The sequence below is a fragment of the [Clostridium] aminophilum genome, from assembly GCF_900101295.1.
GTDB lineage: Bacteria > Bacillota > Clostridia > Lachnospirales > Lachnospiraceae > Clostridium_R > Clostridium_R aminophilum_A.
The window spans coordinates 41998-61724 of sequence record NZ_FOIL01000008.1 but is presented as its reverse complement, the minus strand read 5'-3'; the positions used below and the strand labels follow the sequence as shown (position 1 = coordinate 61724).

Genomic DNA, 19727 nt, shown 5'->3' with positions numbered 1-19727 from the left:
GCCTTTTCACCGAACGGTTGCGTTTTCTGCGTCGCGCGGTTATCTGCGGATGATATCCACCACTTCACCGATAAACATATTGTGGTCATCGCCGTTCGGATAGATCTGATCAAGAATCTCCTTCGGCATCGCATTCATATCCATCCGCTGCATATATATCTTTTTGAGTATCAGCGTCACCTTTGCCTCCTCAAAACCGACGCCGTGCTCCAGTTTCTTCGCATGAAGGCTTGTCTCGGCAATCTTATTGCCGTCTCTGCCGGACTTTGATCCGAGAATTCCCAGATCCGGCTTTTTATCCTCATCAAACATGGTCAGCGTAAAATACTGGCTGTCCTTCATGAATTCGAGTGTATAGCGGCTGTCACGGACGTATACGGTCGCGGCCGGCTTTCCCCAGAACGTTCCCATCATGCCCCAGCTCACCGTCATGGTGTTGAAATGTGCCATGGAATCGCCCGCTGTCAGCAGCGCCCATCCTTTATCCAGTACCGAAAAAATATCGACATTCAGTTCCATCTCTCTTCCCCTTTCTGTAAGATCCAGGTCCGCCTGCGAACTCTGGTTTCTCCATCCACTCACTCCTGCGGGAGCCCGCGGACTTCGGCTTCTCCATCCCTTCTTATCGCGCAAAAACAGGTGTACCGGTGCGGTTATCTCCGCGTTCCTGCACACCTGTCATTTTAGCATTATTCCATATTCAAGTAAACCGGATCGGTCGCGCGTTCATCACTGCGCATACGCACTCAGAATATCGCTCAGCGCCGCTTTTGAACTGGTATGGGATCTTACCACATCCGTCGTCTCCGCCTTGTTGTCCAGGGCGCAGCGAACCAGCTTGTGCGATACGGTATGGGTGAAAAGGATCAGCAGATCCGGATTGCCGATCCGGTCCGCGAGTCCCGCCTGATACTTGCAGAACACCTTCGCCTTACATCCATGCTGTTTACAGATATTCATATACTGGCGTTCCATACATTCATTTCCGCCTACGATTACAACACTCATGCCTGCCTCCTCGCTTTGAACATGACTTACTGTTTCGGTTTGTTCTGACTAACCATAATCTTTTTGGAAAGCCTGCTCTCCGTTCCGAAAGCAGGCTTTCCGCTGCACTTGAGTAATACTGCTTGAGTAAACCGATTTAAATAATTCTTTTCCGAACGCTCTCAGGCCCGTACCCTTGCCGCCGCGCTCTCCTGTGCATGTACACGGTTCCGGAACGGATCCGGTGCAAAGAGCACATACAGAAGGCCTGCCAGAAGAACTGCTGCCACAACCGTCCAGATGCTGAATGCAACCTGACCAACAGCAAGTCCGATCAGCTGATAAGCCATCAGGGTTACCACATACGCGCCGAGGTTCTGGAACAGGATCGCAAACCAGAATACCTTCCGGTTGCCGAGTTCCTTCGCCAGAGAAGAAATCGCCGCCAGACACGGAGAGTCAAACAGGTTGAACATCAGGTAGGACACCGCCGCCATTGTAGTCGGGAAGAATGCCAGATATGCTGCGTGATATGCTTCTTCGTACTCTTCCACTTCCTCACCGATTGCAGAAAGAAGGGACATGGTGGATACCAGACCTTCCTTTGCCACAAAACCGGAAAGGGTTGCCGCAACCGTCTGCCAGTTGCCGATACCCAGCGGAACAAAGAGCGGAGCAAGAATGCCGCCGATCATCGCAAGAATGGAATCCTTGGACTCTACCAGACCGAACTCACCGTCTGCAAAGCCGAAGCTTGCAAGGAACCACATAACCGCACAGCAGAGGAAGAGGATGGTTCCGGCTTTCTTCATGAATGCCCATACTCTCTCCCACACATGCATCAGAAGACCCTTCAGGGACGGAATGTGATACTGCGGAAGCTCCATGACGAACGGAACCGGATCACCGGCGAAGAAGCTGGTCTTCTTCAGCACGATGCAGTAAATGATAACCAGCGCGATTCCGCCGAAATAGCAGGCCGGTGCCATCCACCACGCACCACCCATGATAAAGCCGGCGATGGCTGCGATAACCGGAAGCTTTGCGCCGCACGGAATCATGGTCGTTGTGATCATGGTCATTCTGCGGTCGCTCTCATTTTCAATGGTACGTGTTCCCATGATTCCCGGAACGCCGCAGCCCGAAGAGATCAGGAACGGGATAAAGCTCTTTCCGGAAAGTCCGAACTTGCGAAATGCGCGGTCCATGATGAAGGCAACACGCGCCATGTAACCGCAGTCCTCCAGGAAGGACAGGAACAGGAATACAACTGCCATCTGCGGAACAAAGCCGATCGGTGTGCCGATTCCGTGAATGATACCGTCAACGATCAGGGAAACCAGCCATTCGGAGGTTCCGACGCCCTCCAGGAATTCTCTCGCCCCCGGTTCAACGATCTCTCCGAAGAGAACATCATTGGTCCAGTCTGTCATCTGAGAGCCGATCGTTGTCACGGATACATAGTAAACGAGGAACATGACAACCGCGAAGATCGGAAGCGCAAGGAACCGGTTGGTCACAACGCGGTCAACCTTATCGGAGAAGGTCAGCTCGCCGGCCGCTCTTCCCTTCTTTACGGTCTTGTTTACCAGTGCCGTAATGTACTCATATCTCTGGTTTGTGATGATGCTCTCCGCATCATCGTCCAGTTCTTTCTCACAATCCACAATATGCTGCTCAATGTGATTCTTTACATCCGCACTGATCTTCACCTTCTGAACTGCTTTCTGGTCGCGTTCAAACACCTTGATCGCATACCAGCGAAGCTCTTTGGAATCGACAAATCCCTCAATGGACTCTTCGATGTGTGCGATGGCATGCTCCACACTTCCGTTAAAGACATGCGGAAGCTCTGCCTCGTTCTGCTCCATCGCCGCGCGGATGGCAAGTTCCGCGGCTTCCACCGTGGACTCGCCCTTCAGCGCGGAGATCTCAATCATCCGGCATCCGAGCTGGTCTCCGAGTTTCTTTATATCAATGTTATCGCCGTTTTTGCGGACCAGATCCATCATGTTGACTGCAACGACAACCGGGATTCCGATCTCAATCAGCTGTGTGGTCAGATACAGGTTTCTCTCAATGTTGGTTCCGTCGATGATGTTCAGAATTACATCCGGTTTCTCGCCGACCAGGTAATCTCTTGCGACCACCTCTTCCATTGTGTACGGGCTGAGGGAATAAATACCCGGAAGGTCCTGGACGATCACATCCTTATGGCCCTTCAGCCGTCCTTCCTTCTTTTCGACCGTAACGCCCGGCCAGTTGCCGACATACTGATTGCTTCCTGTCAGGCTGTTGAACAGTGTCGTCTTACCACAGTTCGGATTGCCCGCAAGTGCGATTTTAATTTCCATTTTTATCTGCTCCTTCTGCATATGTCTGTATGCACAGATTTACCATATCCTCTGAACCGGTCGCCCGGTACCGAAGGTATTCCCCTTTAGTCCGCCATCTCAAGAATGTCGGCATCCTGCTTTCTCAGAGAAAGCTCATATCCCCTCACGGTAACCTCCACCGGATCCCCCAGCGGTGCTACCTTGCGCACAAGAATTGTGGTACCTTTGGTGATACCCATATCCATAATTCTCTTTTTCAGCGCGCCTTCGCCGTGAATTTTTGCCACCGTTGCGCTGCTTCCTACCGGAATGTCTCTTAACGATTTCATCACATACCCCTTTCCGTCGGAGATCGATCACTGAACCATAATCTTTGCCGCCATCTGATCTGTAATCGCAAGCCGCGATTCTTTCAGTCCCACAATGATATTGCCGGATCCCGGGCTCGCAATGATCTGTACCGGAGTGCCGGCAACAAATCCGAGATCTTCCAAATGTTTCTTTATTTCCGCATTTCCGCTGACTCTGGTTACCATGACCTGTTCTCCCGGTTTTGCAAACGATAAAGGCATCATTTATCCATCTCCCTTCCGAATACTTAGGGTATTCTAACTCTGGTTAGAGTTTTATGTCAATAGTTTTTACTAACTAATATTAGTTTATTGATACTATCGTTAGAATTATATATTTTATAAGCAGATATTTTTCCGTTTTTGTGTCGGAACAAAGTCCGCAAGAGGACTTCAGCCCCATCCCCACCCCATCCCCTCGCTCCCGACGGGAGCTTGCGAATTTTGCGCACCGCCGCTCGTTATCGCGCCAGTCGCCAGGGCCTCACCGGGGCGAGGGCGAGTTCGCCGCAAAAAAACGCACCGTGCACAGACTGCACGATGCGCTCTTCTCTGTTCTGTAATGGAAACGGAATCCCGTTACTTTTGACCGTTTACGATGGGATTTTCCTTCACATCCCACTGAACATTCAGCTCGCGAACCAGTTTCGGAAGCTCCGTATTCTTCTGAATATATACATGGACATTTTTCAGAACGTCCGAATCATTCTCAAACGTATAGCTTCGGATCAGAAGGTACTCGGCCGGATTCTGCACTTCCTTTCCGGCTTCATCGACATACGAAAAACCGAGTCTTTCGGGTGAGTATGCGGAAACCAGCTCATAGATTGTTTCCTTCTCGTCACCGGATACATTGCCCAGATACTCGTCCGGATTCAGAGAAAGAAGCGGAAACAGCTTCTTCGTTGCATTCTGCTTCGCATCCGCGCCGCTGATATCGGTTACCGTCCCGGTCTTCGGATCAGACTTCCGGAACGCGAAGGTCGTTCCATCCCCATAAAAGGAATTCTCTTCCACACTGTCACCGATGTAATCTTTTCCGGACAGATAAACATTTCCCTTCTTTATATGTTTTTCCACATTGTTGGATTCCAGAAGTTCCGTGATCTCCTGCCGTCCCTCCGGTGTCTCACTGTCTTTCGCGAGCCGAAGGACTTCGGAACCGGAGCTTCCGTACTCCGTCTCCTCCGCCGAAGCATTTCCTGTCGTCTCCTCCGCGGCGGACGATGCCGCTGCGGTCGTCTCCGCCGGATTTGCCGCTGTCGTTTCCGTCTTCGCAGCTCCGCCGCCGGAGCATCCTCCGATTGCCAACGCTGCTGTGATCAGGAGTGCGCCGGCTGTCACTTTTGATCTTCTCATATGTATGCCCTCCCTTTTATCCGATGGCCGGCCGGCGCCCCCGCCGTCCGGTTCATCCTGTTTCCGAATCTGTGTATTCTCAACCCGTTTTCATTCTCACTCATCTGACACCATGATGGTCTCGTCCGCGATTCCGTTCCTTACATCCGGGCGATCCGGAAAATCAGAGAGAGAATGCCTCCGACCAAAAGAACCGGGAGAACCAGCATCCCGAGCCCGAACAGTCCCATGATAAGGACGCCCGCGATCGCTCCGAAAAGCAGTGTCAGAATAAATGTCAGCAGTCCGCCCATAATCGAAAACAGAACTCCGGTGATTTTAAACATCAGATACAGCGAAATAAAAAGAAATAAAATCCCCATCATCATTTTTTCCTCCGTATTAACCCATCCGTCACCGTTCCGCGGTATCAGGTACCGATGACAGACACTCGATTCATTCTTCGTACAGCTCCATCCGCCTGTCACCGAAGGACGGAAGCTTTTTTCGCACCTGCGCGATACGGTCCGTATCGATATAGACCGGAACCAGCGCGTCGGTCTCTCCGGCTGCCGCAATGGCAACGCCCATCGGGTCAACCGCCACACTCTCGCCGGTGGTCGCCCCGCCGCACTGGTTGCAGGCCAGCACGAAAACGGTATTCTCGATCGCCCTCGCCGTAACCAGGGTGCGGAACTGGAATGTCTTCAGATCGCCTTTCACCCAGGACGTCGGCATCAGAATGATATCCGCGCCATGGGTTGCCTCATAGCGTGCCACCTCCGGGAAGCGGACTTCGTAACAAACGAACAGTCCCAGTTTTCCAAATGGCGTATCGATCGGCGTGAAAAGCCGGTCCCCCGGCTTGAACCCGTTTGACTCCTTGTATCCGAAAGCATCATACATATGTGTCTTGTGATATTTCGAGATAATCTCACCGTGATTGTCTACTACAAGACATGTATTATACGCGCGCCCGTCGCCTTCTTCGGTCTTTTCCTTCATGCCGAATACCACCCAGACATCATTGTCCCTGGCCAGCTTCCGCATTCCGGTCACAAACGGTCCGTCGAGCGTTTCCGCTATCTTATTGCTCTCCAGAACCGGTGTTTTGGACGGAAACATACTCATAAACACTTCCGGAAACAGAAGGAGATCCGCCTGAAATCTTTCTTTTGCCGCCGCTGCATATTTCTCTGCCTTCGCGAGATTCTCCATCGGATCTTCCACGGATTTCATCTGAACCATAACAAACGTACTCTGCATAGTGCCTCACTTTCTATTTCTCTATTGTAACCGAATTCCGGTTTTATGCCGATTATTTTTCTCTTACGCTTTCCTGTATGATATCGTCCCTCATCTCATAAAACATGAGTACGGGAAGCCGGTTCGATCTCCGTCACCCTCGACTTTCTCCGCTCATACAGATACCATACCGCGAGACCGGCGCAGGCCCCGGCGGCATCGATCAGAACATCCTGCACGCATCCTGCACGCCCCGCCACAAACGTCTGATGAAATTCATCCGTACATGCATAAAGAACGCTGACAATCAGCGCGGCCTCGTACCGGAGTGAACGCGACTTCTCCGCCATGTTCCGCTCCCGAATCCGGTCCTGAATCGTCCGGCAGCACAGAATTGCCAGAACCGCATATTCCGTCATATGTGCCATCTTTCGCACAAGCAGAGGAAGCGCGGCATTTATCGTTCCCCTGGCGGACGCATCCATCCCGTCCAGAATCGGATTCAAAAAAATCCGCAGAAAATCGACGATGATTCCGCTCTGCTGATCCGACTCCGGTCCTGCGGTGGCGGACATCAGGAAGATCATTCCCATCCAGAGAACCGTCAGTTTCCCGTTTGTCGGCCGCAGAAGCCGAAAGACGCCTTTACTCATTTTTCTTCCCCCATTTTCTGTTCCGGATCCTGTTCCAACGGCGGTCCGCCCCGGCGATTCCACCGCAGCATTCCGTCACGGCCTTCGTTCCCTTTAAGGTCTTCACAACCGTCGTTCCCGTCAGGTCTTCACGGCCATCGTCCCCATCGGGTCTTCACAACCATCGTTCCCCGCTGTCCTTCACGATGATCCGCCGCAGCCGTCCTTCCCGGAAATTCCCACTCTTTTCCCGCCCCTGATTATAGCAAAAAATGGCCGCAAAAACAGCGGATATCCGAAAAGGATACCCGCTGCCGTTTTTCAGATGATATGTTCCCGAAATTTTCAGATGATGTGTTCCAGAAAAAATGTGGTCTTTATTTCTCCTCCGTTCTGCAGCTCTCACACTTGTTGGAATACCAGTTGTAGAGATTGCCGCCGCAGCAGCTGCAGATGCCGACCGGATAATATCCTGCCGCCAGATAGTCGCGCTCATTTGTTGTAAGTTCCTTCTTGTTCAGTGTTGTGCTGATCTTTGTCATCGCTGTTTCCTCCTATAATTTATCCTGATTGACTTGTTCCGTTTGGTTTTTCCTTATCTTGTTTTACTTGCTATCACGTTACCATGTTAAAGTGGTAGCGTGATAATCTGTTGATAATTTACACCTGTTTTTTTCTGATTGCAAGCGGTATTTTCCTTTTTTTGCATTGTTCTTAATTAAATACAATCCTCTTCTTTTTCATCAATATGACGAAACTTTATTTTCCACGAAAAAAAGCAAATAATAATTCTTATTCAGCCGATAATGTCATCAAATACCTAATAAATACTATGCCCGGAATGGGAAAGGATGCCCTTGGGCGCGCAAGGAGGTGCCGATATGTCAAGAATACAGGGAACAGGTTATGGCATCGGATCCGTTCCGTCCTATAAAACCAATATAAATAAAGTATCTGACTCCGACAAAGAGAACGAGAATTCCTCTTCTGTCGTTTCAAAAGACGATAATACAGCCGAAACAAAGGCAGCCGTGAGATCCACCGATGTGTACGAAAAGAGTTCCAGACCATCCGCAGAAGAGCGTCAGAAAATCATCGATGCTCTGACCGGCGGCGGAAACGGCGCACCGGGTATCTCCTATACGAAAGAGTATGGCAGTGTGGTCGGTGACGTAAAACTCTCCGATGACGCCAAAAAAGTTTATGACAGTTTAAAATCCAAATACGGTGACATGGCCTTTGTGCTGGTCAGTGCCGAGCACAAGGACACCGTAGCCGATAACGCCGGCCGTTACGGCGTAGCCGGAAAAGCCACCGTTCTGATCGATGAAGAAAAGCTCGAAAAGATGGCAAGCGATCCGGAATACCGGAAGGAAATTGAGGCCAAGATCGAGCTCGGGCGCACCAGCCTTCAGCAGATGGCGACACAGATGTCGGCCCAGACCGGCGGAGACGGGGATGTTCTCGCTTCCTACGGCATGAAGTTTAATGATGACGGCTCCACATCGTACTTTGCAACCTTTGACAAGGCGATGCAGGAAAACCGTGAACAGGCAAAGAAACTGGATGAAAAACGCCAGGCAGAAAAGGCCGAGCAGAAGAAAGCAGAAGAAAAGTACGAGGCGAAGAAGGCGGAACAGAAACGCGAAGCCGAACGAATCGAAAAAGCGGAAGAAACCAAAAAGCTGGAAAAAGAAGCGGCGGAAAAAGCCCGGGAGGCCAAAGATCCGGAAGAAACAGCTATTGACTGGGATTCCGGAAACTATGTCACGCTCTCCGCGAGCAGCATCGACGAACTGATGGAAAAGATTTCCGCCTTTATGGGTAACGGAAGCAGCACGGCCGTTGCCGGTTCGCTCTTCGACGCCTCCGTTTAACCGACCAAACCGGGGCCTGACCTTTTCCTCTGTCAGGAAGTCAAGCAAAACTGCCAGGCTCGGAAAAACCAGCCTCAGCACGCTATTTCACTAAGCGGCAAAGCCGCTAAGTGAAATATGCGTCGCTAAGTGCTCCACGAATAAACCCGGCGCAGCTTCAGCCGCGTCCGGATCGAATCTGACGGCATCCCCGTCAGATATCCCAAAGCCGACAACAGCTTCCCCGCTGTCAGTCTTATATATATGAGTCCTGCGGCAGATTTCGACTCCTCTTCCATTGCCGCAGGAGACCGGAAGTTTGTTCCGGTCAACACAAGGGCCCGCATCTTCGGATTCCGAAGGTGCCGGCCCTTTCCCCTTTTACAGAGTGATTATGTTGAAATTACAGTAAAATTACAGTGAAATCGTATATGTTCCGTCTCCGGATGACTGAATCGAAGACGAGAAGAGAACTTTCGCCGCCTCAATCAGATATGCCGTATCTTTTGCACCTGCCGTCTCGTACGGACTGTGCATTGCCAGCTGCGGCAGACCGATATCCACAGTGTTCAGCGCCACCTGATTGCCTGAGAGGTTGCCGAGCGTGCTTCCTCCCAGCATATCGGACCGGTTGGTGAAGGTCTGTACCGGAACCTCCGCCTTCTTGCAGATTCTGCGGAATATCGCGCCGGATACGGCATCAGTTGTATACTTCTGATTGGCACTGTATTTGATGACGATTCCCTGATTCATATACGGACGGTTTGTGGGATCCGCCTTGTCCGTGTGGTTCGGATGAACCGAATGGGCATTGTCCGCCGAAACCATAAAGCTGGACGTGAGCGAGCGGATGTATCCCTCTTCGTCTCGGCCCATGGCCGCATTGATCCGATGAAGGACATCCTTCAGGAATGTGGACTGCGCGCCCTGCTTGGTTCCGGAACCGACTTCCTCGTTGTCATAGACACAGTGAACCGCGATGCTCTCCGTCGGCTTCGCCTGAAGGAAGCCCTGAAGAGAGGCATAAGCGCACTGAAGATCATCCAGACGGCCGCTGCAGATGAACTCGCCGTTGAGCCCCAGCGTTGTTCCCTTCATCCGGTTGTAGAGATACAGATCCGTATCGAGAATCTGCGATTCCTCCACTCCGGCCTCTTTGGCGATAAATCTGAGGAAGGATCCCTTTTCCAGCTTTTCGCCGAACAGCGGAAGCATATCGTTCTGCGCATTGAATTTGTATCCGTCATTGATCTCCCGGTTCATATGAATCGCAAGATTCGGAATAATGACAAGATCCCGGTCGATCCGGACCAGTCTCGTCTCAATGCCCTCCGGTGTCTCAATGATCACGCGGCCCGCCACCGAGAGCGGCCGATCCAGCCACGGAGAAAAAATCATTCCGCCGTATTTCTCAACGTTCAGCTTCACATAGGTTTTGTCCACCTCGATCTCCGCATTGGCCTTAATCTTAAATACCGGAGAATCACTGTGGCTCGCCATGATCTGAAAACCGCGGTAATCCTTCTTCGGAATCTCAAACGCTATGATTGCGGATTCATTTCTGGTCACATAATACTTTTTTCCGGTTTCCAGCTTCCAGGCATCACCTTCACAGAGACGCTCCGCCCCCGATTCTTCCAGCATCCGGCGCATATTCTTCACGGCATAGAATGCAACCGGGCTCTCGTCCAGAAACTGCAGTAATCCTTCATTTACCCTGGTAAAATCCATCTCTTCCTCCCCGATATTTCTCATAATCTGAGGTTATTGGTCTCATACCGCTTATTATACATCAAATCAGGACTTTTCAGGCATTTTCTGAAAGATGTCCTGCAGTCCCTGTCCCTGTCACAGTCGAACCGGAAAGAAAAATCCCGAGGCACAGCAGCTGCTCCGCCCCGGGTAATTCCGTCTGTTTCTTCTGTTTTCTTACCGTCAGGATGTCATATATCCCTGCAGGGCCCATTCGTAGGTCTGGATCGCCTGCTGCAGATTGATTTTCGCCGTGATAAGGTCCACTTCCGCGGACGCGGCGGATGCCTCCTGATCCAAAAGCTCATTTTTCGTGCAGAGGCCGGCGCCGAAGGACGTCTGCATGGACGAAAGCTTTTTCTGCTGCACATCCACAGCGGACTGCGCCGTCTCCAGCGCGGCCCGGTCGGTGAGAATCGTCTGATAGAGAGACTTTACGGAATTTCGGATGGTCTGCTCCTCCGATGCGATCGTGCGAACCTGATTCTGGTAATCCGTCGTGCCGGAATCCATATTCGTCAGTGTCTTCCGGTCCAGTTTCAGGGAAATGTTCTCGTCCAGCGCCGTCTGAACATCCGCATCGGGATTCATCGTTTCGATCCGGGAAAGATCCGGTTCCGGAACCCCGCAGATCTCCGGACTATCCGTCGACGCCCAGCCGGTGTTCAGAAGAAGGCTCTGCCGAACCGACTCCACGCTGGCTTTTGTGGACGTCAGCGTGCCCTGCAGGGATTTCAGGGAGTTCTGCGCGCTGAGAAGCGCCGACTGCGTCGCAGTGCCCGCCGCAATCTTATTCTGCACGCGGGCCACATTGCGCTCCGCCATGGCAATGCTGTTCTCGATCACCGGCACCGAGATCCGGGCGAGATTGTAGGACGCAAACAGGCCCTGCGCCTGCACAATGAGAGCGGTCTGTTTCTTCCGCTGATTCAGTGCCTTCGTGTCTGCATCCTCATAAGAGGTATTCGCCGACTGCCGCGTCGTGATGGAATTCTGATGAAGGAGCGCCGAGGACGCCTTTAAGGAAGCGTAGCTCGACGCGAGGCCGGATGCTCCGGTTGCCCCCGATTCCACCAGTTCCTCCAGCTGATCCATCAGCGAATCGGCATTGTCCGCCATCTGGTCGGCACTGCTCTCCAGATCTTCCGCATCTTCCATTTTTCCCTGACGGATCTCATTTGCGTTTTCCGTCGTCTTACTGTCCGCATAAGACGCGGCGTTGTTCAGGTAATACGGGTTGTACTCCTGCACGAGAAGGGAAATCTCATCGTATTCCATCTTATTGTCCCGGAGTTTTTCCCAGGTTTCGGCGCTGTAGGCCGATTCCGGCGCGGCATACGCCGTCAGCGGGCAAAACGGCACCGCCAGCGCACCGGACAGAACCACAGAGGCGATCATCCTCCGGATTTGTTTTCCGTTTCTTGTTTTTCTGTTCTCCATCCGTCTGTTCTCCTTCTGCTGTATCACAACCGTTTGCACCGTCTGCTCCGCAGTCCGATGGCGGTCTGTCATTTCGTGTCCGGCATACCATCGCTTCATCCGTTTGCGATCAGTCCGGCCACGGCCCAGTCATAGGTCTGCATCGCGGAGATCAGGTCCAGCTCCGCGCTCTTTTCGCTCGCAAGGGCATTTTCATATGCCGCCTCCGCGCTGAGATACTCCGACCGGCCGGAAAGGCCTCCGCGGTATTTGATCTGCGCGCTGTTCCAGTCATTCTGCGCTTTTGCCCAGGCATCCTGCGCCGCATCGTAAGCCTGCTGCTTTGACACCACCGCCGCGTAGAGCGTGTTCATCGAAGAGGTGATCATCGTCTTGGACGCCGTCACCGCCCGGTTCTTCTGCGTCTTTGCCGCTGTGGTCTTCGAGGAACCCTTTCTGGTGGTGATCAGGGAATAGTTGGAGGTAATCGCCGTCTGTGTGTCCGCAGCAAGGTCGATGGAGGCGATCAGACTCATATCCGGCGCCGGAATATCCGTGATCTCCACATCCGCATCCACATCCCATCCAAGGCTGATCAGAATCTTATTCTTCGCGCCGGAAAGCTGTGACTCAGCGCTCATCGTCTTTTTCTGCGCGGCGAGAAGCTTATTCCGCGCTTCCAGAACATCGGCTTCCGAGGCAAGTCCCGCCGACTGTTTTGTCTGTGCGGCCGAAAGGTCATTTTCGCATGCCGCCTCGCTCTTTCTTGCCGCATTCAGGGAGTATTTCGCCTTTTCATAGGCAATGTACTGGTTCTGTACCATCTTGATCAGGGAGTTCCGGCTCTGCCGGAGCGACGTTTCCAGGGAATCCGTCTCGGTATGCCGGATATCGGCTGCCTTCTTCCGGAGTTCATTTGCCGTGAGGCGGTAACTCTCATAGAGCGCCTTGTCCTCTTCGTCCATCTCGTCTTCCTTCAGATCATCCGCTTCCTTGGTGAGATCGCGGGCCTCCTCGGTCAGTTCGGAGATCACGCCCTGATTGATCAGTTTACCGAGTGTCGTACTTTTTGTGTTGCGGAAGGAGACATTGTAATTCTCGATCCGGCCCGCAATCTCCGAAAACTCCAGTGTATTGTCCGCAAGAGCGGCCCGTTTTGCCGCTGCTTCGGCATTGTCTTCCACAATCTGATTCGGTCCTGACCCCGTCGACGCATCCAGCGCGGACGCTGCCGCAATGCCGTCGGCTCCGGAGATTCCGGCAATCCCGGTTCCGGTGGAGGCGGCATTGCCGGCGAGAGCCGGGCCATATGCTTCTTCGTCTTCCCCGGAAGTCCCGTAGGCATACGGCCGTTTTGCCGCCAGAGCCTCCACCGGACCGAGGGCGGAAAGACATCCGACCAGCACCGCACCGGCGAGAAGCCGACGGACGATGCCGCCGTTTCCCGCTTTTTTCTTATCTCTCATCTCTTCCGTCATCTCTTTTCTGTCTTTCACCATACATCTCTTATTCGTTCGCCGTATCCCGTTTTTTCTCATCGCCGGTCTCCCGGGCACCGGATCCCGCGCTTCCGCGCTCAGTCGATGTCCGCAAACGGGTCCTCTCTCAGCGCTTTTCCGCCGCTCATGATCTTGTAATATCCCGGAAGCACGATCAGACACAGGATGGTGGAAGTGATCAGTCCGCCGATGTTAACCAAAGCGAGGGCCTGTGTGTAAGATCCCGAGCTTCCGACTCCAAGTGCCAGCGGAATCATCGAGAGCACGGTTGTCATTGTCGTCATCAGGATCGGGCGCATTCGCGTCGCTCCTGCCTCAACGAGGGCCGTGTCCATATCCATGGTCGCGCGGTACTGGTTCGTCGTGTCCACATAGAGAATACCGTTATTTACCGCAGTTCCGATCAGCATGAGGAAGCCGATCAGGGCTACCATACTGAGGGAGACATCCGTCAGCCACAGAAGAGCGAAGGAACCGATGACGGAAAACGGGATCGTGGTCATAACCATCGCCGAGTATTTCACCGACTCAAACTGCGACGCCATCACGACAAAGATCAGGAACACCGCGATTGCCAGCGCGCCGCCGAGGCTTTCGAACTCACTGTTCCGGGATCGGTCACGGCTGTTGACGCCGGTGGTGACCTGATCGCTCAGATTCGGCTGTACCACTTCCTGAAAAATCGTCTGCTGCGTTGATCTGGTGGCCAGGCCCGTGTAGGATGCGCTGATCGTCACGCGGTACTGCTTGTCCTCACGGGAGATGGACGCCGGAGAATCCTCATAGTGAACGTCTGCCACATCCGTCAATGCCACCTGTCCCTTCTTTGAGTTCGTCAGAAGAATATTCTTTACAGCCGAGAGATCCGCATAAGCGTCTTCCGGATATTCCACCGTGACCGAAACATCCTCTCCGTCCACCGTGATGTTGATAGGGGACGAACCGCTGAGCGCGCTGTAGACCGCATTGCCGATCTGGGAGGCGGTCAGGCCGTTGGCCTTCGCGCGGATCGCGTCGACGTCCACCGCAATCACCGGGGACGAGTTCTCGATGGAGGAGTGAACGCGGGTGACATCATCCCGTCCCTTCAGTTCACTCACAATCTTGTTGGTCACCTCCTTGACTTTCGAGTAATCCGCGCCCTGCAGAAGAACGGAATAACTGTTCGACCGGTCGCTCATCATACTCATGGAACCGCTGGCACTGACGGAAATGGTGCAGTTGGTGATGTCCGCCAGCTCCTTCTGGAATTTCGTCACCGTCTCATCGGTGGAAAGCTCGCGGTCGTCCTTCAGCTCGCAGGTGATGGATGCGGATGAGCTTCCCCTCATACCGCCGGAGGAGAAGGAAGTGGAATAATGTTCCACATCCGGATCCGCCGTGACGATCTCCTCGATCTCATTCAGAATCGGCTCCATTTTTTCCAGCTGAATGCCCGGTCTTGTCTTTACGGAAATCGAGACTTCTCCGTTGTCATCCGCACTCATCAGCTCCATGGTAAGGTTGGATGCAAGGAAAATCGATCCGACAAACAGGACAATGGATAAAAGAATCGCCAGTTTACTGTGCGGAAGCACTTTTTTCATCAGTTTCCGGTATCCGTCCTGAAGACTGAGGATCGGCCGGTTAAACGGTGCTTTCTCGCGTTCTTTCGGCTGATACAGCATATAGCAGAGCGGTACCACGGTAATGGCGGAGAGGAGCGAAGCCACCATACAGAACACGATCGTAAATCCCAGCGGCTTGAACATCTGTCCCGCCATACCGGAGATCAGTGCCAGCGGAATAAACACGACGCAGGTAGTCGCCGTGGAGGCGGCAACGGACAGTCCGACAATATTGGTTCCCTCCAATGCGCTCCGGGCATACTCGATGAGTCCCGCTCTGGTATCCATCCTGGACGTCGCGCGGAAACAACTCTCCAGAACAACGATGGAGTTGTCAACCATCATGCCGACGCCGAGGGAGAGAGCCGCCAGCGTCACGACATTCAGCGAAAAGTTCATGAAATACATGCAGATCAGTGCCGCAAGAATCGAACATGGAATGGAGCTTCCGACGATCATGGACGCCTTCAGATCACCGAAGAAGAGCCAGATGACGATCATGGAAATGATGACCGCCAGAACCAGTGTCTTCGCCACGTCGGTCAGGGAGTCCATGATGGAATCGGCATTGTCATCCACCACGGTGATCTTCAGATTCGGATCCGCGGCTTCCAGCGATGCCACCGTCTTTTTGACCGCGTTGGAAATACTCATGGCCGTCGAACTCTGCTGTTTGCTGAGGCCGATGGACACAACTCCCTTTCCGTCATAGCGGGAAATACTGCTGCTGGACTTCTGGGCATACTCGACGGTGGCGACATCCCCGAGGTAGACAATGGAATTGTCGGAAGTGGTCAGCGGAATCTCGCTCAGAAGCTCCATGGTCTTGTAGTTCATACGCGTGGAGACGGAGTATTCCTGACTTCCCTCCTTGGTGCTTCCGCCCGGAATCGTCGCATCCGCCGCCTTGAGATCCGATACAATGGAACTCATGGTGACGCCGTACTGTTTCATGGCCTCCTCGTTCAGCGTGATGGAGACATATTTCTGTCTTCCGCCCCGGAGGCTGACATCCGCCACATCCGCCAGCTTCTCAAATTCCGGCTTGATGCGGTCCTTGACATAGTTGTAGAGATCTTCCTCCGCATATCCGCTGTTCTCAATATTCAGCCGGATATCCTCAGAAGAGTTCATATTCATCGAGATGATCTGCGGCGTCGAACAGTCGTCCGGAAGACTCGACTTGATCTGATCGACCTTCTTTTTTACCTCGTCATAGGCATCGTCCATGTCCGTTCCGTAATCATACGAGAGCATGATCCGGGAAGAACCTTCACTAGATGTGGAGGACATGGAGTCCAGTCCCGACAGTGTGCTGACTGAATTCTCAATCGGCTTGGTCACCAGCTCGGCGACGTCTTCCGCGCTGGCTCCGCTGTAGCTGGTCATGACGATCATCATGGACATATTCATGTCCGGCGACAGCTCCAGCGTCATGTTCCGAATCGACATGATGCCGAACACCACCAGACAGATGACCGATAAGATCGCGGTTACCGGCCGTCGCAGTATAAACTTTGTTAAACCACCCATGGTAAAATGTCTCCTCTTATCTCACATTTCCTTCGCCCGGCGCATGATCTTACGGTCTTCCGGCCGGTGCTCCCGACATTCCTTCCGAGCCGGAGGCTTCTTCCGGAGAAGTCTCCGTGCTTTCGCCCTTCAGGCGGACTTTCGTTCCGTCATCCAGCTCCGAACTCCAGGTCGAGCAGACAACATCATCGGTGGTGAGGCCATCGGTAATCTCGATGTTTTCCGGATCCTCCATGCCGGTAGTAACCTGAACTTTTTTCAGTACATGATCGGTCACGGTATAGACAAAGTCTCCTGCGCTCTCACTGTAAATGCAGTCCTTCGGCAGAATCATGACATTGTCCGCATGGCTGGATACCACGCGGATCTTCGCCATCGATCCGTTGGAAAATGCAGACACATCCCCCGAAGTCTCATTGAACGCCGCCTTGATCTCATAAAGCCCGGTGGACGAATTCGCCATCGTGCTCACCTCCGTGATGTTCGCCGTGTATGTGTCATCATTTTTCTGAACTTTGAGTTCATCGCCGACTGCCAGTGCCCCGCGGATCCGCTCCGTCACGGAAAAATGCACTTCCCTGGCACCGGCGCCGGTGATCACGCAGATGGACGCGCCAGCATTCAGCGAGTCATTGACTTCGATGCTGCACTGTTCCACCACGCCGCTGATCTTTGCCCTGACATTGGCGTAATCCATCTGCGTCTGATAAGCCGTCTGCGCGGACTCAAAACTGACTTTCGCCTTCTCCGCCTGATTCACATAATTATCGTAATCCTGCTGACTGAGATCTCCCGCATCATAGAGAAGCTTTTCCCGGCTCAGGGTATCCTGCGCCGATTTCAGAGAAAGTCTCGCGTTGTCCAGCGTCGTCTTGGCGGAGCTCACCTGCTTCGTGTCAATGGTGCAGATCAAATCACCGGCGTTGACGGTATCTCCGGCTTTCACAAAGACGCCGGTGACATCACCGCCCGCTTTGGCAGTGACCGCAACGGAATCCGACGGCATGATGGTTCCGATGAGAGCCGTCTCGTTGCTGATCTTTCCGTACACCGGATTTACGGTCTCCACAACCGGCAGGGACTGTCCCGCCGCAAACGGCTTTGACTGATTCATCCGTCGAAAGACGGCAAAACCGATTACAGCGGCAACGGCAGCCAGAATAATAACTGTTGACTTCTTCATGTTCTTATGTCTCCTTTGTCTTTCCATTTTGCGACAACTGATTCTGTATGTGATTCTCACCGGAATACGCTTTCACAGGTTTGCCGGCATATCGGAACGGCCCCGCTTTTTCTTTTTCCGGCAACAGTTTCCGCGTTGTTACAGTTCGATCATAAACTCGGTTCCTTTCCCCTGCTCACTCTTCGCCGAGATTTTTCCGCCGGAGATCTCCACGATCTTTTTGGCCAGTGCCAGTCCCAGACCGTTTCCTTCCGCCTTGTGCGCCGTATCCGCCTGATAGAATTTATCAAACGCATGCCGGAGCTGCTGAGGCGCCATTCCGATTCCCTCATCGCCGATTGTCACAAAAACCCGTTTTCCCCTCTGTTCCAGTGTGGTCCGGATACAGCCGCCTTCCGGCGAAAACTTGACCGCATTCGCATAGATGTTGGTCCAGACCTGAAAGAGAAGATGCTCGTAGCCGGTGATATTGATCATCGGAAGATCCATATCAAATGCAATATTCTTCTCCGACCATCGCGGTTCCAGGGAGAGAATCGCCTCCCGGAGCTGTTCGTCCAGGGAAAATGCCGTCTTCTCCTCGGGAATCCCTCCCGTGTCCAGTCTTGACAGCGCGAGGATATTACCGATCAGCACCGACATCTGCGCGGTACTCGTCATGATCCGTCTGGCGTAATTCTTCATTTCCTCCGCGGACGCCTCCGGCGACATCATCAGCGTGGCATATCCCTCGATGGACGCAAGGGGCGTCTTGAATTCATGCGACACATTCGACACGAAGTCATTGCGCAGCGTTTCCGTTTCTTCCAGCTCCTGCACCATCTCATTGAAGGTGTGACTGAGCGCACGCACTTCATCCAGTCCGTCCCAATCGTTCAACCGGACGCTGAAATTGCCGTTTCCGACTTCTCCGAGGGCATTCGCGATCTGACTGATGGGCCGGAAAATCTTGATCGAGATAAAGCCGCCGATCCCGACAATCGCAAAACCTGCCGTGACGACGATCGGGATAATCGGCGAGCGCACGAGAATGCCGAACCGGTTTCCGAACCGCATGATATTGTACCCGACAATCAGACCGGTAAAAAACGACAGCACTGCCGTCAAAAACGAAATCACGATCAGATAGATCCACCATTTACGAAATCCCTTCATGGTCTTCCTTCCTCTATTCCCCGCAAAGAATCCGCGTCGCGCCCGTAAAAACGACTTGTTTCAGCCGCGCATCAAATTTCCGCTTTTCCGGAAAGTTGCAGAACCGCCTTGTATCCCAGTCCTCTCACCGTCTCAATCCGGAAATCCGGATCATCGGCGAAGCGCTTCCGGAGCCGGTTGATATGAACATCGACGGTCTGCGAATCGGATTCATTGTCCATTCCCCAGATCTCATCCATGATCTGACGGCGGGTAAAGATCTTGTTCGGCGAAGAGACCAGCTTATACAGAAGGTAGAATTCCTTCTTCGGAATCGTGACCTCCATGCCATTCCGCCGGATCGCCAGTGCGTCATAATCCAGTTCCGTCGATCCAATAACCAGTTTCCGGTCCTGCGCGATCTTGGCACGGCGGAACAGCGCGTCCACCCGCAAAAGCATCTCATTCACATCGATGGGTTTCACCATATAATCGTCTGCACCGCTGTGAAAGCCGTTGCTCTTGGACTTGAAATCATCCTTCGCCGTGATCATCAGGATCGGCATCTCTTTGTTAATGCTGCGGATATTCTGAACAAATTCATATCCGTCCATGTTCGGCATCATGATGTCCGTCACCGTCATATCGACATAATTCTTTTCCAGCGCATACGACGCCTCCACGCCATCCGACGCGGTCAGTGTCTGATATCCCGCTTTCCGCAGAACCAGCGCATAGAGCTCACGCAGCTCGGCATTGTCCTCCACCACTAAAATTGTCCGCATGCTGTCCTCCCCTGTTATTTTCTGAATGATACCATATCCGATCAAGATGAACTGTTCATGAAAAAACGGAT

General features: G+C 52.9%; 18 protein-coding genes. 1 reads left to right on the top strand and 17 read right to left on the bottom strand.

What is annotated here, in order from left to right; genetic code table 11:
• Nucleotides 1–39: 39 nt before the first annotated feature.
• The 10 genes from BMW41_RS03930 to BMW41_RS14530 all read right to left on the bottom strand — a co-directional run bounded on the left by BMW41_RS03930 (nucleotide 40) and on the right by BMW41_RS14530 (nucleotide 7430).
• Nucleotides 40–582, bottom strand: coding sequence for a flavin reductase family protein (locus BMW41_RS03930; protein ID WP_242870291.1), 543 nt, complete (start codon nucleotides 580–582; stop codon nucleotides 40–42).
• 147 nt (nucleotides 583–729) lie between these two features.
• Nucleotides 730–1008, bottom strand: coding sequence for a DUF2325 domain-containing protein (locus BMW41_RS03925; protein ID WP_031471003.1), 279 nt, complete (start codon nucleotides 1006–1008; stop codon nucleotides 730–732).
• A gap of 161 nt (nucleotides 1009–1169) precedes the next feature.
• Entirely contained in the window at nucleotides 1170–3341 is a 2172-nt protein-coding gene (feoB, locus tag BMW41_RS03920) for a ferrous iron transport protein B (RefSeq protein ID WP_074648955.1), read from the bottom strand.
• 86 nt (nucleotides 3342–3427) lie between these two features.
• The gene (locus BMW41_RS03915) at nucleotides 3428–3652 is read right to left on the bottom strand and encodes a FeoA family protein (protein WP_031471005.1); all 225 of its coding nucleotides are present in this window, start codon (nucleotides 3650–3652) and stop codon (nucleotides 3428–3430) included.
• Nucleotides 3653–3679: 27 nt separating this feature from the next.
• Entirely contained in the window at nucleotides 3680–3898 is a 219-nt protein-coding gene (locus BMW41_RS03910; protein ID WP_031471006.1) for a FeoA family protein, read from the bottom strand.
• A gap of 354 nt (nucleotides 3899–4252) precedes the next feature.
• Nucleotides 4253–5032, bottom strand: coding sequence for a hypothetical protein (locus BMW41_RS03905; protein ID WP_074648945.1), 780 nt, complete (start codon nucleotides 5030–5032; stop codon nucleotides 4253–4255).
• 140 nt (nucleotides 5033–5172) lie between these two features.
• Nucleotides 5173–5397 carry a hypothetical protein gene (locus BMW41_RS03900; RefSeq protein WP_177171156.1) on the bottom strand — a complete coding sequence of 75 codons (225 nt, stop codon included), beginning with the start codon at nucleotides 5395–5397 and terminating at the stop codon, nucleotides 5173–5175.
• Between the two features lie 70 nt (nucleotides 5398–5467).
• On the bottom strand, nucleotides 5468–6277 hold the full coding sequence (locus tag BMW41_RS03895; protein ID WP_074648944.1) for a carbon-nitrogen hydrolase family protein: 810 nt from the start codon (nucleotides 6275–6277) through the stop codon (nucleotides 5468–5470).
• 95 nt (nucleotides 6278–6372) lie between these two features.
• On the bottom strand, nucleotides 6373–6909 hold the full coding sequence (locus BMW41_RS03890) for a VanZ family protein (RefSeq protein ID WP_074648943.1): 537 nt from the start codon (nucleotides 6907–6909) through the stop codon (nucleotides 6373–6375).
• Between the two features lie 356 nt (nucleotides 6910–7265).
• Entirely contained in the window at nucleotides 7266–7430 is a 165-nt protein-coding gene (locus BMW41_RS14530; RefSeq protein ID WP_177171155.1) for a hypothetical protein, read from the bottom strand.
• A 339-nt stretch (nucleotides 7431–7769) separates the two neighbouring features.
• Between BMW41_RS14530 and BMW41_RS03885 the strand changes: the two genes are divergently transcribed.
• Complete coding sequence (locus BMW41_RS03885; protein ID WP_074648942.1) at nucleotides 7770–8765, top strand: DUF6033 family protein; 996 nt, start codon at nucleotides 7770–7772, stop codon at nucleotides 8763–8765.
• Nucleotides 8766–9158: 393 nt separating this feature from the next.
• On the opposite strand, the gene BMW41_RS03880 is transcribed toward BMW41_RS03885, so the two are convergent.
• The 7 genes from BMW41_RS03880 to BMW41_RS03850 all read right to left on the bottom strand — a co-directional run bounded on the left by BMW41_RS03880 (nucleotide 9159) and on the right by BMW41_RS03850 (nucleotide 19656).
• Nucleotides 9159–10499 carry a M18 family aminopeptidase gene (locus BMW41_RS03880; protein ID WP_242870290.1) on the bottom strand — a complete coding sequence of 447 codons (1341 nt, stop codon included), beginning with the start codon at nucleotides 10497–10499 and terminating at the stop codon, nucleotides 9159–9161.
• Between the two features lie 180 nt (nucleotides 10500–10679).
• Nucleotides 10680–11936, bottom strand: a complete 1257-nt coding sequence (locus BMW41_RS03875; protein ID WP_177171154.1) for a TolC family protein — start codon at nucleotides 11934–11936, stop codon at nucleotides 10680–10682.
• Between the two features lie 95 nt (nucleotides 11937–12031).
• Nucleotides 12032–13414, bottom strand: coding sequence for a TolC family protein (locus tag BMW41_RS03870; RefSeq protein ID WP_074648939.1), 1383 nt, complete (start codon nucleotides 13412–13414; stop codon nucleotides 12032–12034).
• Nucleotides 13415–13491: 77 nt separating this feature from the next.
• Nucleotides 13492–16554, bottom strand: coding sequence for an efflux RND transporter permease subunit (locus BMW41_RS03865; protein WP_074648938.1), 3063 nt, complete (start codon nucleotides 16552–16554; stop codon nucleotides 13492–13494).
• A 49-nt stretch (nucleotides 16555–16603) separates the two neighbouring features.
• Nucleotides 16604–17737 (bottom strand): efflux RND transporter periplasmic adaptor subunit, encoded by a 1134-nt coding sequence (locus BMW41_RS03860; RefSeq protein ID WP_074648937.1) that lies wholly within the window; start codon nucleotides 17735–17737, stop codon nucleotides 16604–16606.
• A gap of 138 nt (nucleotides 17738–17875) precedes the next feature.
• Nucleotides 17876–18892: a HAMP domain-containing sensor histidine kinase gene (locus BMW41_RS03855; RefSeq protein ID WP_074648936.1), complete on the bottom strand. Its 1017-nt coding sequence runs from the start codon at nucleotides 18890–18892 to the stop codon at nucleotides 17876–17878.
• 71 nt (nucleotides 18893–18963) lie between these two features.
• A complete protein-coding gene (locus tag BMW41_RS03850; protein ID WP_074648935.1) occupies nucleotides 18964–19656 on the bottom strand; it encodes a response regulator transcription factor in 693 nt (230 codons plus the stop codon).
• Between the last annotated feature and the right edge of the window lie 71 nt (nucleotides 19657–19727).

Coding starts and splice junctions, on each gene's coding strand:
- BMW41_RS03925 (WP_031471003.1), bottom strand. CDS start 1,008: ATGAGTGTTGTAATCGTAGGCGGAAATGAATGTATGGAACGCCAGTAT.
- feoB (WP_074648955.1), bottom strand. CDS start 3,341: ATGGAAATTAAAATCGCACTTGCGGGCAATCCGAACTGTGGTAAGACG.
- BMW41_RS03915 (WP_031471005.1), bottom strand. CDS start 3,652: ATGAAATCGTTAAGAGACATTCCGGTAGGAAGCAGCGCAACGGTGGCA.
- BMW41_RS03910 (WP_031471006.1), bottom strand. CDS start 3,898: ATGATGCCTTTATCGTTTGCAAAACCGGGAGAACAGGTCATGGTAACC.
- BMW41_RS03905 (WP_074648945.1), bottom strand. CDS start 5,032: ATGAGAAGATCAAAAGTGACAGCCGGCGCACTCCTGATCACAGCAGCG.
- BMW41_RS03900 (WP_177171156.1), bottom strand. CDS start 5,397: ATGATGGGGATTTTATTTCTTTTTATTTCGCTGTATCTGATGTTTAAA.
- BMW41_RS03895 (WP_074648944.1), bottom strand. CDS start 6,277: ATGCAGAGTACGTTTGTTATGGTTCAGATGAAATCCGTGGAAGATCCG.
- BMW41_RS03890 (WP_074648943.1), bottom strand. CDS start 6,909: ATGAGTAAAGGCGTCTTTCGGCTTCTGCGGCCGACAAACGGGAAACTG.
- BMW41_RS14530 (WP_177171155.1), bottom strand. CDS start 7,430: ATGACAAAGATCAGCACAACACTGAACAAGAAGGAACTTACAACAAAT.
- BMW41_RS03885 (WP_074648942.1), top strand. CDS start 7,770: ATGTCAAGAATACAGGGAACAGGTTATGGCATCGGATCCGTTCCGTCC.
- BMW41_RS03880 (WP_242870290.1), bottom strand. CDS start 10,499: ATGAGAAATATCGGGGAGGAAGAGATGGATTTTACCAGGGTAAATGAA.
- BMW41_RS03875 (WP_177171154.1), bottom strand. CDS start 11,936: ATGGAGAACAGAAAAACAAGAAACGGAAAACAAATCCGGAGGATGATC.
- BMW41_RS03870 (WP_074648939.1), bottom strand. CDS start 13,414: ATGGTGAAAGACAGAAAAGAGATGACGGAAGAGATGAGAGATAAGAAA.
- BMW41_RS03865 (WP_074648938.1), bottom strand. CDS start 16,554: ATGGGTGGTTTAACAAAGTTTATACTGCGACGGCCGGTAACCGCGATC.
- BMW41_RS03860 (WP_074648937.1), bottom strand. CDS start 17,737: ATGAAGAAGTCAACAGTTATTATTCTGGCTGCCGTTGCCGCTGTAATC.
- BMW41_RS03855 (WP_074648936.1), bottom strand. CDS start 18,892: ATGAAGGGATTTCGTAAATGGTGGATCTATCTGATCGTGATTTCGTTT.
- BMW41_RS03850 (WP_074648935.1), bottom strand. CDS start 19,656: ATGCGGACAATTTTAGTGGTGGAGGACAATGCCGAGCTGCGTGAGCTC.